Source organism: Mycolicibacterium pulveris (assembly GCF_010725725.1).
GTDB classification, from domain to species: Bacteria; Actinomycetota; Actinomycetes; order Mycobacteriales; family Mycobacteriaceae; genus Mycobacterium; species Mycobacterium pulveris.
The window spans coordinates 2,177,083-2,192,689 of sequence record NZ_AP022599.1 but is presented as its reverse complement, the minus strand read 5'-3'; the positions used below and the strand labels follow the sequence as shown (position 1 = coordinate 2,192,689).

12 protein-coding genes are annotated in these 15,607 nt (G+C 68.3%); 8 read left to right on the top strand and 4 right to left on the bottom strand.

What is annotated here, in order from left to right; translation table 11 throughout:
- Positions 1 to 39: 39 nt before the first annotated feature.
- Complete coding sequence (locus G6N28_RS10520) at positions 40 to 585, top strand: Dps family protein (RefSeq protein ID WP_163900025.1); 546 nt, start codon at positions 40 to 42, stop codon at positions 583 to 585.
- A 233-nt stretch (positions 586 to 818) separates the two neighbouring features.
- On the opposite strand, the gene G6N28_RS10515 is transcribed toward G6N28_RS10520, so the two are convergent.
- Together G6N28_RS10515 and G6N28_RS10510 are read right to left on the bottom strand one after the other, a co-directional pair.
- A complete protein-coding gene (locus tag G6N28_RS10515) occupies positions 819 to 2,210 on the bottom strand; it encodes a chloride channel protein (protein WP_163900023.1) in 1,392 nt (463 codons plus the stop codon).
- 41 nt (positions 2,211 to 2,251) lie between these two features.
- Positions 2,252 to 3,055: a PaaI family thioesterase gene (locus G6N28_RS10510; RefSeq protein ID WP_163900021.1), complete on the bottom strand. Its 804-nt coding sequence runs from the start codon at positions 3,053 to 3,055 to the stop codon at positions 2,252 to 2,254.
- A 61-nt stretch (positions 3,056 to 3,116) separates the two neighbouring features.
- Between G6N28_RS10510 and G6N28_RS10505 the strand changes: the two genes are divergently transcribed.
- From G6N28_RS10505 to G6N28_RS10475, 7 genes are all read left to right on the top strand, one after another.
- Positions 3,117 to 5,186: a heavy metal translocating P-type ATPase gene (locus G6N28_RS10505; protein ID WP_163900019.1), complete on the top strand. Its 2,070-nt coding sequence runs from the start codon at positions 3,117 to 3,119 to the stop codon at positions 5,184 to 5,186.
- Between the two features lie 409 nt (positions 5,187 to 5,595).
- Positions 5,596 to 10,194, top strand: coding sequence for a glutamate synthase large subunit (gltB, locus tag G6N28_RS10500; protein WP_163900017.1), 4,599 nt, complete (start codon positions 5,596 to 5,598; stop codon positions 10,192 to 10,194).
- Positions 10,187 to 11,653, top strand: a complete 1,467-nt coding sequence (locus G6N28_RS10495; RefSeq protein WP_163900015.1) for a glutamate synthase subunit beta — start codon at positions 10,187 to 10,189, stop codon at positions 11,651 to 11,653. The genes gltB and G6N28_RS10495 overlap by 8 nt, the downstream gene beginning before the upstream one ends.
- A gap of 131 nt (positions 11,654 to 11,784) precedes the next feature.
- A complete protein-coding gene (locus G6N28_RS10490; RefSeq protein WP_163906087.1) occupies positions 11,785 to 12,570 on the top strand; it encodes a polysaccharide deacetylase family protein in 786 nt (261 codons plus the stop codon).
- 24 nt (positions 12,571 to 12,594) lie between these two features.
- Positions 12,595 to 13,257: an O-methyltransferase gene (locus tag G6N28_RS10485; protein WP_163900013.1), complete on the top strand. Its 663-nt coding sequence runs from the start codon at positions 12,595 to 12,597 to the stop codon at positions 13,255 to 13,257.
- A gap of 16 nt (positions 13,258 to 13,273) precedes the next feature.
- On the top strand, positions 13,274 to 13,690 hold the full coding sequence (locus G6N28_RS10480; RefSeq protein ID WP_128110393.1) for an SRPBCC family protein: 417 nt from the start codon (positions 13,274 to 13,276) through the stop codon (positions 13,688 to 13,690).
- Positions 13,691 to 13,730: 40 nt separating this feature from the next.
- On the top strand, positions 13,731 to 14,171 hold the full coding sequence (locus G6N28_RS10475) for an SRPBCC family protein (protein ID WP_163900011.1): 441 nt from the start codon (positions 13,731 to 13,733) through the stop codon (positions 14,169 to 14,171).
- Positions 14,172 to 14,176: 5 nt separating this feature from the next.
- On the opposite strand, the gene G6N28_RS10470 is transcribed toward G6N28_RS10475, so the two are convergent.
- Positions 14,177 to 15,007 (bottom strand): nitroreductase, encoded by an 831-nt coding sequence (locus G6N28_RS10470; RefSeq protein ID WP_308207199.1) that lies wholly within the window; start codon positions 15,005 to 15,007, stop codon positions 14,177 to 14,179.
- A gap of 66 nt (positions 15,008 to 15,073) precedes the next feature.
- Positions 15,074 to 15,568 carry a DUF2243 domain-containing protein gene (locus G6N28_RS10465; protein WP_163900007.1) on the bottom strand — a complete coding sequence of 165 codons (495 nt, stop codon included), beginning with the start codon at positions 15,566 to 15,568 and terminating at the stop codon, positions 15,074 to 15,076.
- Between the last annotated feature and the right edge of the window lie 39 nt (positions 15,569 to 15,607).

Here is a 15,607-nt window from a genome sequence, read left to right as displayed (position 1 = left end):
TCGGCGCACGACGACCGATGATGTGAAGGAGCGATATCGATGAGTGGATACACCATTCCGGGCATGAACGAGCGCGACGCCGACAAGGTGGCCGACCTGTTGCAGAAGCAGCTGAGCACCTACAACGATCTGCATCTGACGCTCAAGCACGTGCACTGGAACGTCGTCGGGCCGAACTTCATCGGCGTGCACGAGATGATCGACCCGCAGGTGGCGCTCGTACGCGCCTACGCCGACGAAGCGGCCGAGCGCATCGCCGCGCTGGGGAGGTCACCGCTGGGCACGCCCGGCGCGATCCTCAAGGACCGCACCTGGGACGACTACTCGGTGGAACGAGACACCGCGCAGGCCCACCTGGCGGCCCTCGACCTCGTCTACAGCGGGGTCATCGAGGACACCCGCAAGTGCATCGACATGCTGGAGGACCTCGACCTGGTGTCGCAGGACATGCTCATCGGGCACACCGGTGAGCTGGAGAAGTTCCAGTGGTTCATCCGGGCGCACCTGGAGAACTCCGGTGGCGAACTCGCCAACCGCGGGGCCCGCACCGAAAAGGGCGCGGCGCGGAGTGCGAAAAAGAAGTAGACAGACGAGATTGGCGACCGGGGTCCCCCATCCACATCCCCGGTCGCCAACCGTCGAGCGGCTATCGGCCGCTATTGTGCTGGCTACCCCCCGGCCCACCAGCGGCTGTACGTGACAAGCACCAATGTTAGGTGGAGTTCGCCAAGATCAATAGGCTTTTCAGAAATATTTTTCACCTGTGATTACGCAAGTACCTGGAGGTCTCCGCAAACTCAAATAGCGACGTCAGCAACCTATTCGGAGCGGCGTGGCGCGGCGGCGGCGTCGCGGTTGGAGCGTTGCGCCTGATAGATCGACACGTCGGTGCGCAGGATCAGCAGGTAGGAGATTCCGACGGCGACCATCGCGCACGGGATGACGGAGAAGGACCCGGTCATCTCGGCGACCATGATCATCACCGCCAGCGGCGCGTGCGCGACGCTGCCGAAGCAGGCCATCATCCCGACGATGACGAAAACGGCTGGGCTGTCGGGTATTCCGGGCAGCCCGAGGTCGTGCCCGAGGCGCCAGATCGCCGCGCCGACGAACGCACCGATGACGACACCGGGTCCGAAGATGCCGCCCGAGCCGCCCGTGCCGATCGACAGCGAGGTCGCCACGATCTTGGCCAACGGCAACAGCAGCACGATCCACAGCGGCATGGCCAGCAGGGTGTCGGCGGCCCCGGCCTTCTGCGCCCAGCCGTAGCCGCTGGCCAGGATCTGCGGGATCACCAACGCCAGCAGGCCGACCGCCAGGCCCCCGAGCGCGGGCTTGATCACCTTGTGGCCGGGCAGCTTCGCCGTCACCGCGACCGTTCCGTAGAACATCCGGGCGTACAGGTAACCGAAGAACGCCGCGACGACGCCGATTACCAGAAACCACGTCAGATCCAGCGGATGGTCGAAGCGAAAGTCGGGGGCCATGAACCCGAACAGCGGATCGAACCCGAGGATCGAACCGAGCACGGCGTAGGCCGTCGCCGAGGTGATGAACCCGGGGATCAACGCCTTGAAGTCAAAATCCTCGCGGTAGACGATCGACGCGGCCAGCACCGCACCGCCAAGCGGCGCACCGAATATCGCCCCGATGCCCGAGCCGATACCCAGCGACACCGCGATCCGGCCGTCCTCATACGGCAGGTTCAGCCACCGGGTGAGCAACGACCCGAAGCCCGCCGAGATCTGTGCGGCGGGGCCTTCCCGGCCGCCGGACCCGCCCGACCCGATGGTCAGCGCGCTGGCGATCGTTTTGACCACGATCGCCCGGCCCCGGATGGCGCGCGGGTCGGTGTGCACGGCCTCGATCGCGCTGTCGGTGCCGTGGCCTTCGGCCTCGGGCGCGAACTTCGCCACCAGCACCGCCGACACCAGCGCGCCGCCGAACGCCACCAAGGGGATCGCCCACGGCCGTTCGAACCCCGGTGAGCCGGGGTCGCCGCCGTCGCCGATCGGCTTGGGGATGTCGTAGCCGGCCAGGTAGCCGAGCAGGAATCGCCCCGCGTAGTCGAGGGCCAGATAGAACGTCACCGCACCGAGGCCGGCGATGACACCGATCGCGATTCCCAGGATCAGCCACTTGCGCAGATACCCCGACCGCCGGATGAATCCGCCTAGTCCACCGCCGGTTTCGGGGGGATCGGGCATGGTGCGGATGCTAGTCGAACCGGGCACCGAACACCGGCTTTCTAGCGGTAGGCGGTGACCCGCGCGATGATCGCCGGCGGACCGTCGGCGTGCAGCGCTTGCGCCTCGGCGACGCCGGTGCGGCGTCCGACCCGCAAAGTGGTTCCCACGTAACGAGATTGGGCACCACTGCGGAACTCGCGCAGGAAGTTGACCCGCAGCGACGCCGTGCGCAGCGGTTCGTGCGGGCGGCTGGCGTTGAGCGCCGCCGAGGCGACCATCTCGAGCGCCATGGCCGAAACGCCGCCGTGCACGATGCCGAGGCTGTTGTTGAGCACCGGATCGGATGCCTGCGCAAGCACTTGTCCGGCGCCGCCCCCTTCGGCCACGGTGACGGCCATCTTCTCGGCGAGTGGGACGGGCGGCGGCGGGCCTGTCGGACCGTCGGGGAATTTCGAGACCCGGCCGGCCGCGCGGATGAAGAAGGAGCGCACGGTCGCGGTGGCCAGGACGACGTCGCGGTGGGTGAACTCGCACAGACCCAGCGCGACCTCATCCTTGGGGCCGAACGGTCGGGCCGTCGCGACCACCGGCACATCGGGTGCCGACGCGACGACGTCCACCGCCTCGGGGATCAACTCCAACGACAACTCGCTGGTGACCGTCCACTCGTCGGCTTCGCGGCGGTGGTGGTTGACCAGGCCTCCGACGTGATCCACGAGCATCGCCAGCGGCGCGATGGTCGGCGCGGCGGTCAGCGGGTTGACGGCCCCGCCCACGGGGATCGAGGCCACGCAGCGGTGCGGCCCCTCTTCGCGCGTCACCACGCCGAACCGGCCGAGCGGGGTACACAGCGGGTATGACATCGCGAACCAGCCTGACCGCTCAGGTCTGGCCATATACCCCTAGGGGGTATAGAGTATCGCCATGACCCAACACGACACCCACGTCGGCCACGCCGCCTCCCAGCCGGCGAGGACCCAACACGGCGAACACGGCGGTCATGGCGGGCACGGTGGTCACGCGGATCACGTCGCGCAGTTCCGGCGGCTGTTCTGGATCATGCTGGTGCTTGCGATCCCGACGGCCGGGCTGTCGGAGATGTTCGCGATGATCCTCGGCTATTCGGTGCCCGACGTGGCCGGGGCGCGGTGGGTATCACCGGTGCTGGGCACGGTGATGTACCTCTGGGGTGGCCGTCCGTTCCTCACCGGTGCCATCAGTGAAATCCGTTCCCGCACACCGGGAATGATGTTGCTGATCGGCCTGGCGCTGACCGTCGCGTTCCTGTCGTCATGGGGTGCGAGCCTGGGCCTGCTGCACCACCAGCTCGACTTCTGGTGGGAGCTGGCGCTGCTGATCGTGATCATGCTGTTCGGCCACTGGATCGAGATGCGCTCGCTGGCGCAGACCACTTCCGCGCTCGATTCGCTGGCGGCGCTGCTGCCCGACGAGGCCGAACGGGTGGTGGGTGACGATGTCGAGCTCGTCGCGCCCGCCGACCTGCGCACCGGCGACGTCGTGATCGTGCGGCCCGGCGGCAGCGTGCCCGCCGACGGCGAGATCGTCGACGGCACCGCGGACGTCGACGAGTCGATGGTCACCGGCGAATCGCGGCCGGTGCGCCGCGGCGTCGGCGATCACGTGGTCGCGGGCACCGTCGCCACCGACTCGGGGCTGCGGGTGAAGGTGACCGCCGTGGGCGACGACACCGCGCTCGCAGGCATCCAGCGGCTGGTGACCGAGGCGCAGAACTCGTCGTCACGGGCGCAGCGAATCGCCGACGTCGCCGCGGGCTGGCTGTTCTGGTTCGCGCTGGGGGCGGCCGCGATCACCGCGGTGGTCTGGGGTTTCGTCGGTGTACCCCAGCTTGCGGTCATCCGCACGATCACGGTGCTGGTGATCGCCTGCCCGCACGCGCTGGGGCTGGCGATCCCCCTGGTGGTCTCGATCGCGACCGAACGCGCCGCGCGGGGCGGCGTGCTGGTCAAGGACAGGCTCGCGTTGGAGAGCATGCGCACGGTGGGCGCGGTGCTGTTCGACAAGACCGGCACGCTGACGAAGGGCGAGCCCACGGTGATCGCCGTTGTGACCGCGGCGGGCCATTCCGACGACGAGGTGGTTGCGCTCGCCGCCGCCGCCGAGGCCGATTCCGAGCACCCGCTGGCCAGGGCGATCGTGGAGACCGCCCGTCGGCGCGCGCTGAACCTGCCTGCCTGGTCGGACTTCACGTCCTCGCCCGCCGTCGGCGTCAGCGCGCGGGTGGACGGCCGCACGGTCCAGGTCGGGGGCCCACGGCTGCTATCCGAAGCCGATCAAGAAGAGCTGCCCGAGGTACAGCGGTGGCGCGAGCAGGGCGCGACGATCCTGCACGTGCTCGTCGACGGGACCCCCGTGGGCGCGTTGGCCTTGGCCGACGAGGTGCGCGAGGAGTCGCGGCAGGCCGTGGACGCGCTGCACCGGCTCGGCATCAAGGTGATGATGATCACCGGTGACGCGCAGGCGGTCGCCGACTCGGTGGCTGCCCAACTGGGCATCGACCGGGTCTTCGCCGGGGTCCGGCCCGAGGACAAGGCCGCCAAGGTGGCGTCGCTGCAAGCCGAAGGGCTCAAGGTCGCGATGGTCGGTGACGGGGTCAACGACGCACCGGCGCTGGCGCAGGCGGACGTCGGTATCGCGATCGGTGCGGGCACCGATGTGGCGATCGCCTCGGCAGGGGTGATCCTCGCCAGTTCCGATCCGCGGTCAGTGCTCTCGGTGATCGAGCTGTCCAAGGCGGCGTATCGCAAGATGAAGCAAAACCTTTGGTGGGCAGCCGGATACAACCTGATCGCGGTGCCGTTGGCGGCCGGTGTGCTGGCGCCGGTGGGCTTTGTGATGCCGATGTCGGTCGGCGCGCTGCTGATGTCGGCGTCCACCGTGGTGGTGGCAATCAACGCGCAACTGCTGCGAAGGCTGGATTTGTCGCCCGAAGCGAGCGTGCGCGCCGTTCTCTAAGAATCTGACTAGGCTTTGCGCAAAGGGTCTGTGATGAAGTTCACCCAGCCTGTAGGTGTGGGCTGAGTCTCACAGCAAATCAGAAGACCTGCGAAAAGTTAGGATTGTCCAGTCCCTTGACACGGCGGCCCTCGGCTTATCTAATCGAAAAGTACAGAGCTGCAACGGTATTCGCTGATACGACGGCGGCAGGCAGACGACGGGTCCAACGAGCGGCCACCGGGTGGTTAGGGTCCACTAAGTTGGCATGTCAGGCATGGTTTGTCATATCGTTTTCTCCACTTAAGCGAGTTGGGATAAGGCCGTCGTTCGGTGCAGCACGGAGGCGCCCCTCGCAGGCCGGCCGCAACGCCGCTGTACGGCCGCCGTGAAAACAGCTTCAAGGCGTGCGGAAAAGGGATAGGTGGGAATGACGCCCAGGATTCAAGGGCTCTACAACCCCGCGTTCGAGCACGATGCGTGCGGCGTGGCCATGGTGGCCGACATGCACGGTCGTCGCAGTCGCGACATCGTCGACAAGGCCATCACCGCGCTGTTGAACCTGGAGCACCGCGGTGCCCAGGGCGCAGAGCCGCACACCGGCGACGGGGCGGGCATCCTGCTGCAGGTGCCCGATGAGTTCCTGCGGGCTGTTCTGAAGGAACAGGGGGCTTTCGAACTGCCCCCCTACGGCAGCTACGCGACGGGCATCGCGTTCCTGCCGCAGTCGTCCAAGGACGCCGCGGCGGCCTGTGAGGCCGTCGAGAAGATCGCCGAGGCCGAAGGGCTTCAGGTGCTGGGCTGGCGCGAGGTGCCCACCGACGAGTCCTCGTTGGGGGCCCTGGCGCGCGACGCGATGCCGACGTTTCGCCAACTGTTCATCGCGGGCGCCTCCGGCATGGACTTGGAGCGTCGCGCCTACGTGGTGCGCAAGCGCGCCGAACACGAGTTGGGCACCCGCGGCCCCGGCCAGGACGGGCCCGGGCGCGAAACCGTCTACTTCCCAAGTCTTTCCGGGCAGACCTTCGTCTACAAGGGCATGCTGACCACGCCGCAGCTCAAGGCGTTCTACCTGGATCTGCAGGACGAGCGGCTCACCAGTGCGCTGGGCATCGTGCACTCGCGGTTCTCCACCAACACGTTTCCGTCGTGGCCGCTGGCGCACCCGTTCCGACGCATCGCCCACAACGGCGAGATCAACACCGTCACCGGCAACGAGAACTGGATGCGCGCCCGCGAGGCGCTGATCCGCACCGATCTGTTCGGGTCCGACCTGGAGAAGATCACCCCGGTCTGCACCCCCGGCGCGTCCGACACCGCGCGGTTCGACGAGGTGCTGGAGTTGCTGCACCTGGGGGGCCGCAGCCTTCCGCACGCGGTGCTGATGATGATCCCGGAGGCCTGGGAGCGTCACGAGTCGATGGATCCGGCTCGCCGGGCGTTCTACGAGTTCCACGACTCGTTGATGGAGCCGTGGGACGGCCCGGCGTCGGTGTGTTTCACCGACGGGACCGTGATCGGCGCGGTGCTGGACCGCAACGGCCTTCGGCCGTCACGGATCTGGGTGACCGCCGACGGCCTCGTCGTGATGGCGTCGGAGGCCGGCGTGCTCAACCTGGACCCGTCGACCGTGGTGCGCAAGATGCGGCTGCAGCCCGGCCGAATGTTCCTGGTCGACACCGCCCAGGGCCGCATCGTCGACGACGAGGAGATCAAGGCCGAACTCGCCGCCGAGCATCCCTATCAGGAATGGCTCGACCAAGGCCTGTTTCGTCTCGACGAGCTGCCGCAGGGCGACTATGTGCGGATGCCGCACCACCGAGTGGTGTTGCGCCAGCAGGCTTTCGGCTACACCTACGAGGAACTCAACCTGCTCGTCGCGCCGATGGCCCGCACCGGCGCCGAGCCGATCGGCTCGATGGGCACCGACACCCCGATCGCGGTGCTGTCCGCGCGGCCGCGGATGTTGTTCGACTACTTCCACCAGATGTTCGCCCAGGTCACCAACCCGCCGCTGGACGCGATCCGCGAAGAGGTGGTGACCAGCCTGCAGGGTGCGATGGGCCCGGAGGGCGACCTGCTGAACCCGGGACCGGAGTCGTGCCGCCAGATCGTGCTGTCGCAGCCGATCATCCGCAACCACGAGCTGGCCAAGCTGGTCAACCTCGACCCCGAGCAGGAGATCGACGGCCGCCGCCACGGCCTGTCCACCGCCGTGATCCGCTGCCTGTTCCCGGTGAACCGGGGCGGCCAGGGCCTCAAGGAAGCGCTCGACAACGTGCGCGCCAAGGTGTCGGCGGCCATCCGCGACGGCGCCCGAATCATCGTGCTGTCCGACCGCGAGTCCAACGAGCAGATGGCGCCGATCCCGTCGCTGTTGGCCGTGTCGGCCGTGCACCATCACCTGGTGCGCGACCGCACCCGCACCCAGGTCGGCTTGGTCGTCGAATGCGGCGACGCGCGCGAGGTGCACCACATGGCGTGCCTGGTCGGATTCGGTGCCGCCGCGATCAACCCGTACATGGTGTTCGAGTCGATCGAGGACATGGTCGACCGTGGTGTGCTGACCGAGCTCGACAGCGAGACGGCCAAGAAGAACTACGTCAAGGCCGCGGGCAAGGGTGTGCTGAAGGTGATGTCCAAGATGGGCATCTCGACGCTGGCCTCCTACACCGGGGCGCAGCTGTTCCAGGCCATCGGCATCAGCCAGCAGGTGCTCGACGAGTACTTCACGGGGCTGACGTGCCCGGTCGGCGGCATCGACCTCGACGACATCGCCGACGACGTGGCCGCCCGCCACCGGCTGGCCTACCTCGACCAGCCCACCGAGTGGGCGCACCGCGAACTCGAGGTCGGCGGCGAATACCAGTGGCGGCGTGAGGGTGAATACCACCTGTTCAATCCCGACACCGTGTTCAAGCTGCAGCACTCCACCCGCACCGGCCAGTACTCGATCTTCAAGGAGTACACCAAGCTGGTCGACGACCAGAGCGAACGGATGGCCTCGCTACGCGGGCTGCTCAAGTTCAAAGACGGCGTCCGCTCGCCGGTGCCGCTGGATGAGGTGGAGCCGGCCAGCGAGATCGTCAAGCGGTTCTCGACCGGTGCGATGAGCTACGGGTCGATCTCCGCCGAGGCGCACGAGACGCTGGCCATCGCCATGAACCGCCTTGGCGGCCGGTCGAATTCAGGTGAGGGCGGTGAGCACATCAGCCGGTTCGACCGCGACGAGAACGGCGACTGGCGGCGCAGCGCCATCAAGCAGGTGGCGTCCGGCCGGTTCGGTGTCACCAGCCACTACCTGACCAACTGCACCGACATCCAGATCAAGATGGCCCAGGGAGCCAAACCCGGTGAGGGCGGCCAGCTTCCGGGTAACAAGGTCTACCCGTGGGTGGCCGAGGTGCGGCACTCCACGCCCGGTGTGGGCCTGATCTCGCCCCCGCCGCACCACGACATCTACTCGATCGAGGATCTGGCCCAGCTGATCCACGACCTCAAGAACGCCAACCCGCAGGCTCGCGTGCATGTCAAGCTGGTCAGCGAGACGGGCGTCGGCACCGTCGCAGCGGGTGTCTCGAAGGCGCACGCCGACGTGGTGCTGATCTCCGGCCACGACGGCGGAACCGGAGCGACGCCGCTGACGTCGATGAAGCACGCGGGTGCGCCGTGGGAGCTCGGCTTGGCCGAGACGCAGCAGACGTTGCTGCTCAACGGTCTTCGCGACCGCATCGTGGTCCAGGTCGACGGCCAGCTCAAGACCGGGCGCGACGTGGTGATCGCAGCGTTGCTCGGCGCCGAGGAGTTCGGCTTCGCCACCGCGCCCCTGGTGGTGTCGGGCTGCATCATGATGCGGGTGTGTCACCTCGACACCTGCCCGGTCGGGGTGGCGACGCAGAACCCGATCCTGCGGCAACGCTTCACCGGCAAGCCGGAGTTCGTCGAGAACTTCTTCCTGTTCATCGCCGAGGAAGTGCGCGAGCTGATGGCGCAGTTGGGCTTCCGCACCGTCAACGAGATGGTCGGCCAGGTCGACGCACTGGATACCACCAAGGCCGCCGAGCACTGGAAGGCCCACAAACTGGACCTGACACCGGTGCTGCACCAGCCCGAGTCGGCGTTCATGAACCAGGACCTGTACTGCAGCTCACGTCAGGACCACGGCCTGGACAAGGCGCTCGACCAGCAGCTGATCGTGATGTGCCGCGAAGCCTTAGATGCCGCTTCGCCCGTTCGTTTTTCGACGACGATCGCCAACGTCAACCGCACCGTCGGCACCATGCTCGGCCACGAGGTCACCAAAGCCTACGGCGGGCAGGGGCTTCAGGACGGAACCATCGATATCACGTTCGACGGGTCGGCGGGCAACAGCTTCGGCGCGTTCGTTCCGAAGGGCATCACGCTGCGGGTGTACGGCGACGCCAACGACTATGTCGGCAAGGGGCTTTCGGGCGGCCGCATCGTCGTGCGGCCATCCGACAACGCGCCGGCCGACTACGTCGCCGAGGACAACATCATCGCAGGCAACGTGATCCTGTTCGGCGCCACCAACGGGCAGGTGTTTCTGCGCGGTCAGGTGGGGGAGCGGTTCGCGGTGCGTAACTCCGGCGCGCATGCGGTCGTCGAAGGCGTCGGCGACCACGGCTGCGAGTACATGACCGGCGGACGGGTGGTCGTCCTCGGCCCCACCGGCCGCAACTTCGCGGCCGGCATGTCCGGTGGCATCGCCTACGTCTACGACCCGGACAACAAGCTGCCGCAGAACCTCAACGCCGAGATGGTGGACCTCGAGGACCTCGACGACGAGGACCTGGAGTACCTGCAGGGCATGATCCAGGCCCACGTGGACGCCACCGATTCCGCTGTCGGGCAGCGCATCCTCGACGACTGGAGCGCCCACGTGAAGCACTTCACCAAGGTGATGCCCCGCGACTACCGGCGGGTGCTGGAAGCGATCGCCGACGCCGAACGGACCGGCGCTGACGAGAACGGAATTGCCGAAGCGATCATGGCGGCCGCAAGTGGCTGATCCGCGCGGCTTCCTCAAGCACACCCGACGCGAGACCCCGCCGCGCCGGCCGGTCCCGCTGCGCCTGCTCGACTGGAAAGAGGTGTACGAGGACTTCTCCCACGACGCGCTGCAGGAGCAGGCGGCGCGCTGCATGGACTGCGGGATTCCGTTCTGCCACAACGGTTGTCCGCTCGGGAACCTGATCCCCGAATGGAACGACCTGGTCCGCACCGGCCGCTGGCGCGACGCGATCGAGCGTCTGCACGCCACCAACAACTTCCCGGAGTTCACCGGACGGCTGTGTCCCGCGCCGTGCGAGGGCTCGTGTGTGCTCGGCATCAACCAGGATCCGGTCACCATCAAGCAGGTCGAGGTCGAGATCATCGACAAGGCCTTCGAGGAGGGTTGGGTGGTGCCGCTGCCGCCCGCTGTGCGTACCGGCAAGACCGTCGCCGTCGTCGGCTCGGGTCCGGCCGGCCTGGCCGCCGCCCAGCAGCTCACCCGCGCCGGTCACGCCGTGACGGTGTTCGAGCGCGACGACCGCATCGGCGGCCTGCTGCGCTACGGCATCCCGGAATTCAAGATGGAGAAGCGCCACATCGACCGTCGTCTGGAGCAGATGATCGCCGAGGGCACCGAGTTCTGTCCGAGGGTCAACGTCGGCGTGGACCTCACGGCCCAGCAGCTGCGCAAGGACTTCGACGCGGTGGTGCTGGCCGGCGGCGCGACAGCGTGGCGCGATCTGCCGATCCCGGGCCGCGAGCTCGACGGCATCCATCAGGCGATGGAGTACCTGCCGTGGGCCAACCGGGTCCAGCACGGCGATCCCGTGACGGGGCCGGACGGGGAACCGCCGATCACCGCCAAGGGCAAGAAGGTCGTCATCATCGGCGGCGGCGACACCGGCGCCGACTGCCTGGGCACCGCGCACCGGCAGGGCGCGACGAGCGTGCACCAGTTCGAGATCATGCCCCGCCCGCCGGACACCCGCGCCGAGTCGACGCCGTGGCCGGTCTACCCGCTGATGTACCGGGTGTCCTCGGCGCACGAGGAGGGCGGCGAGCGGGTGTACTCGGTCAACACCGAGGAATTCGTCGGCAACGGCGGAAAGGTCACCGGGCTGCGCGGCCACGAGGTCCGCATGGAAGACGGCAAGTTCGTCAAGGTCGACGGCACCGAGTTCACGCTGGAGGCCGATCTGGTGCTGCTGGCCATGGGGTTTGTCGGACCCGAACGGGCCGGCCTCCTGACCGATCTCGGCGTGGAGTTCACCGAACGCGGAAACGTCGCGCGCGACGCCAACTTCGCCACCTCGGTGCCCGGGGTGTTCGTGGCCGGCGACATGGGCCGTGGCCAGTCGCTGATCGTATGGGCGATCGCCGAGGGCCGCGCCGCCGCGGCCGGCGTCGACCAGTACCTGATGGGGCAGACCGCGCTGCCCGCACCGATCAAGCCCACCGCGGTCCCGCAGCGCTAGTTCCGCCACATTCCAGCGGCGAGCCGGGCCCAAGGTGGCGACACGCCGCGCAATGAGACGCTTCTGCGTCTGATCGCGGGACAGTAGTGGCGATGAGCGGCCGCTCCCGCATCCCCCGCGCCGGGACCGAGATCAACCGGCGCCACTTCATCGCGGGTCTGTCGGTGGCGACGCTGGGCGCGATCGGTCTGAGCAGGTGCGCCACGGACGGTCGCCCGCAGGTGGCGGGGGTGGCGGCCGAAGCGTCGAAACCGGCCCCGAGACTGTTGCCGCCCCCGCCGAAGACCGCCCGCATCGCACTGCCGCACGGGGTGCTCAGCATCCTGCCCGGGGACGGGGATCTGCTGGCGCTGACCGTCGACGACGGGGTCAGCAGCGAGGTGGTTCACGCCTACACCCAGTTCGCCAAGGACACCGGCGTGCGGCTGACGTACTTCGTCAACGGCATCTACCGGTCGTGGACCGACCACGTCGACCTGTTGCGGCCGTTGGTCGACGGCGGGCAGATCCAGCTGGCCAACCACACGTGGTCACATCCGGACCTGACCAAGCTGCCGCTGACCGATGTCGCCGAGCAGTTCCGCCACAACCACGACTTCCTCTGGAAGACATACGGAGTCGATGTCCGGCCCTACTATCGACCGCCGTACGGCGCGCACAACGAGCACGTCGACAAGGTGGCGGGTGAACTGGGCTACACCGCCACGACGCTGTGGTCGGGCGACCTGAAGGACCACGCGTGGATCCCTGCCGACGAAGTCCTCCGGATGGCCGAGCAATTCTTCACCCCGCAGACCATCGTGGTCGGCCACCTCAACCACGAACCCGTCACGCAGGTCTACGACCAACTCGTCGAACTCATCCGCGGGCGCCGGCTGCGCACCGTGACGCTGGACGACGTCTTCCTGAGGCCCTGACCCCGATGGGCTAACGTCGGTCGGGTGGCGGATCCGGATCCGAAAGCCCTCGACGAACTGTTCACTCGCGTGTTGCACACCGAAGACGCGGCGCTGACCGCGGCGCGCGAGTCGACCGCCGCGGCAGGCATGCCCGCGATCGAGGTGTCGGCCCAACACGGCAAGCTGCTGTCTCTGCTCGCGACGGCGACGCGGGCGTCCCGCGTGCTGGAGATCGGGACACTCGCCGGCTACAGCACCATCAACCTGGCGCGCGGCGTCGGGCCGGCCGGTCGCGTCGTCACGCTCGAGTACGAGCCCGCGCACGCCGAGGTGGCGCGCGAGAACCTGGCCCACGCGGGCGTGGCCGATCGGGTCGAGATCATCGTCGGTGCCGCGCTGGACACGCTGCCCACGCTGGCCGGCCGCGGCGAGAGGTTCGACATGGTGTTCATCGACGCCGACAAGGAGAACAACGTCGGCTACGTCGAGTGGGCGATCAAGCTTGCCAACCCCGGCGCAATCATCGTGGTGGACAACATCGCTCGCTTCGGCCGGGTGCTGGAACCCGCACCGGACGACCATCAGGCCAAGGCCGTGCGCGACATGCTGGAGATGATGGGCAAGCACCCACGGCTGGAGACGGCCGCGATCCAGACCGTCGGAACCAAGGGCTGGGACGGCTTCGCGATCGCGATCGTGACGTAGTGGGTACACCGCCGGAATGTGGACGGTGAGCAGAGACATCCCGGCGCCCGCGGACACCGTGTGGCAGATCCTCGTCGACCTCGACGCCTGGCCGCGCTGGGGTCCGACGGTGTCCGGCGCCGCGCTGGACGGGCCGGGCTTCGAACTCGGGGCCACCGGGCGGGTGTGGACGCCGGTCGGGGTTCCGTTGCCGTTCACCATCAGCGATTTGGATCCGGGACGGATGTGGGGGTGGCGGGTGGCCGGAGTGCCGGCCACCCGGCACGGAGTCGAACCCGGCGATCAGCGCTGCCGGGCCTGGATGAGCGCGCCGCTGTGGGCGCCGGCCTATCTGCCGGTGCTGGCCGAGGCGCTGCGGCGGATCGAACGCCTCGCCGTCGCGGCGGCCGGTCAGGACAGCGCGCCGTCGCCGCCCGCGGGTGGACGCCCGTGAGTGCGCGTTTCGACCCGCCGACGGCGGGCTAATCGCCGACATGGCCATCACCGAGTCCCGCGAGATCGTCATCGAGGCGACGCCGGAGGAGATCCTCGCCGTGCTCTACGACCTCGAGACGCTGCCGGATTGGTCCTCGGCCCACGAGCGGGTCGAAATCCTCGAACGCGACGAGCAGGGCCGGCCGAAGCGATCGCGCCAGGTGGTCAAGATCGTCGGCATCAGCGACGAACAGATACTCGACTATAAGGTGCACGACGACGGCGTCAGCTGGACGCTGGTCAGTGCCTCGCAACAGAAGGCGCAGGACGGTCGCTACACCCTGACCCCGGACGGAGACCGCACCCGCGTGCGACTGGAGCTGACGGTCGAGACGACGGTTCCGCTGCCCGGATTCCTGGTCCGCAAGGGGGCGCAGGGGTTGATGGACACCGCGACCAAGGGTCTGCGCAAGAGGGTGCTCGCGGTGCGCAGCCGCTGACGGGCTCAGTTCAGGTCGAAAGTCGTTGTCTCCGCGACGGATCGTCGGTCGACCGGCGGCAGTGGGTCATCGGCGGCGGACATACCGACCCGGATCAACGCCTGCGGGTGGGCCTCGGCGTCGAACACCTCGCAGGCCAGCGCCAGGCGGTTGCGCGTGTCGCGCAGGGGTTCGGTCAGTGGACACGAGGCCAGCCCCAGAGCGGCCGCCGCCAGCGTCAGATCGCTGAGCGCCTCGTCGGCACGCAGCCGCGCCGCGTCGCCGTCGGAATCGGTGGCCAGCACCAGCATCACGGCGTCGTCACCGGCATGCCCAGCAGCGTCGCCACCGTAGCGCAGCGCGAACTCGGCCTCGCCGAGTCGGGCCCACCGAATGCCGGGCACTGCGGCCACCCGCACGGCGAAGCGCTCCGCTCGCAGCGTCAGCAGTTCGAGCGTGCCGGCGGGCAACTCACCGCGGTAAGGCCGCCGGTCGGCGCGGCGGCGCCCGATTGCCTCGGCCAGCTCGAGGCTGCCGCTCCCCGGGGTCCGCTGTCCGAGCGCGAGGGTGGCAAGCAATCCGTCTTCGGGAAAACGGTGGATCCGGCTCGACCAGCCCGCGGCGGAGAACGCCACCGCGCAGTGGTGCAGGACGGCGCCGCAGCTGAGCACCACATCGCGTCGGTCGGCGTCGCTGGTGCCGAGACTGCGCTCCCAGTCGGCGAACAGCTGGACACCGTGGCGGTCGACGTGCCACCGCCACGGCTGCGTGTTTCGGACCGACGGGGCACGCGCGGCCAGGTCCAGCGCGTGCTCGAGCACCGCGGCGTCGGGGAACGCCGGGGACAAACCCCTCACCTCCTGCTGCCGCAATACGCCGGTACGGCGCCATTGTAGGAGGTGGGGGCGGTCAGGAAAGTGACGTCACGGGCGGGCCGAGGTCACCGGGGGCTCGGCGAGGTGACGCACCCCGCGGCGGTGCAACAGCCAGCCGACTCCGATCAGCAGGACCCCGGACAGCAGGAACCCGATGTCCCAGGACAGCGGGGCCCCGAGGTCGTCGCGGACGTGGTGCACGTTCAGCAGATGATGGTTGATCAGGCCCTCGACCAGATTGAAGATGCCCCAGCCCGCGAGAAGCAGCCCGACGTGGAACGACCAGTTCGGCGCCAGCTCACCGCGCCGCCAAGACCGCAGGGTCAGGAGCGAGCCGGTCATCACCAGCAGCCAGGTGCCGACATGGAAGAAGCCGTCCGCCACCACGTTGAGCTGCAGACCGGCCAGGGTGTCCGGTGACTCGGCGTGGCTGATCATGTGATGCCACTGCAGGATCTCGTGCAGCACGATCCCGTCGATGAAGCCGCCGAAGCCCAGTCCGAACAACAGACCCGGCCAGATGCCCGGTGTGCGATTTGCCATGCAGGTGCAATGCCCGGCGGCGGCCCGGTTAAACCTCGC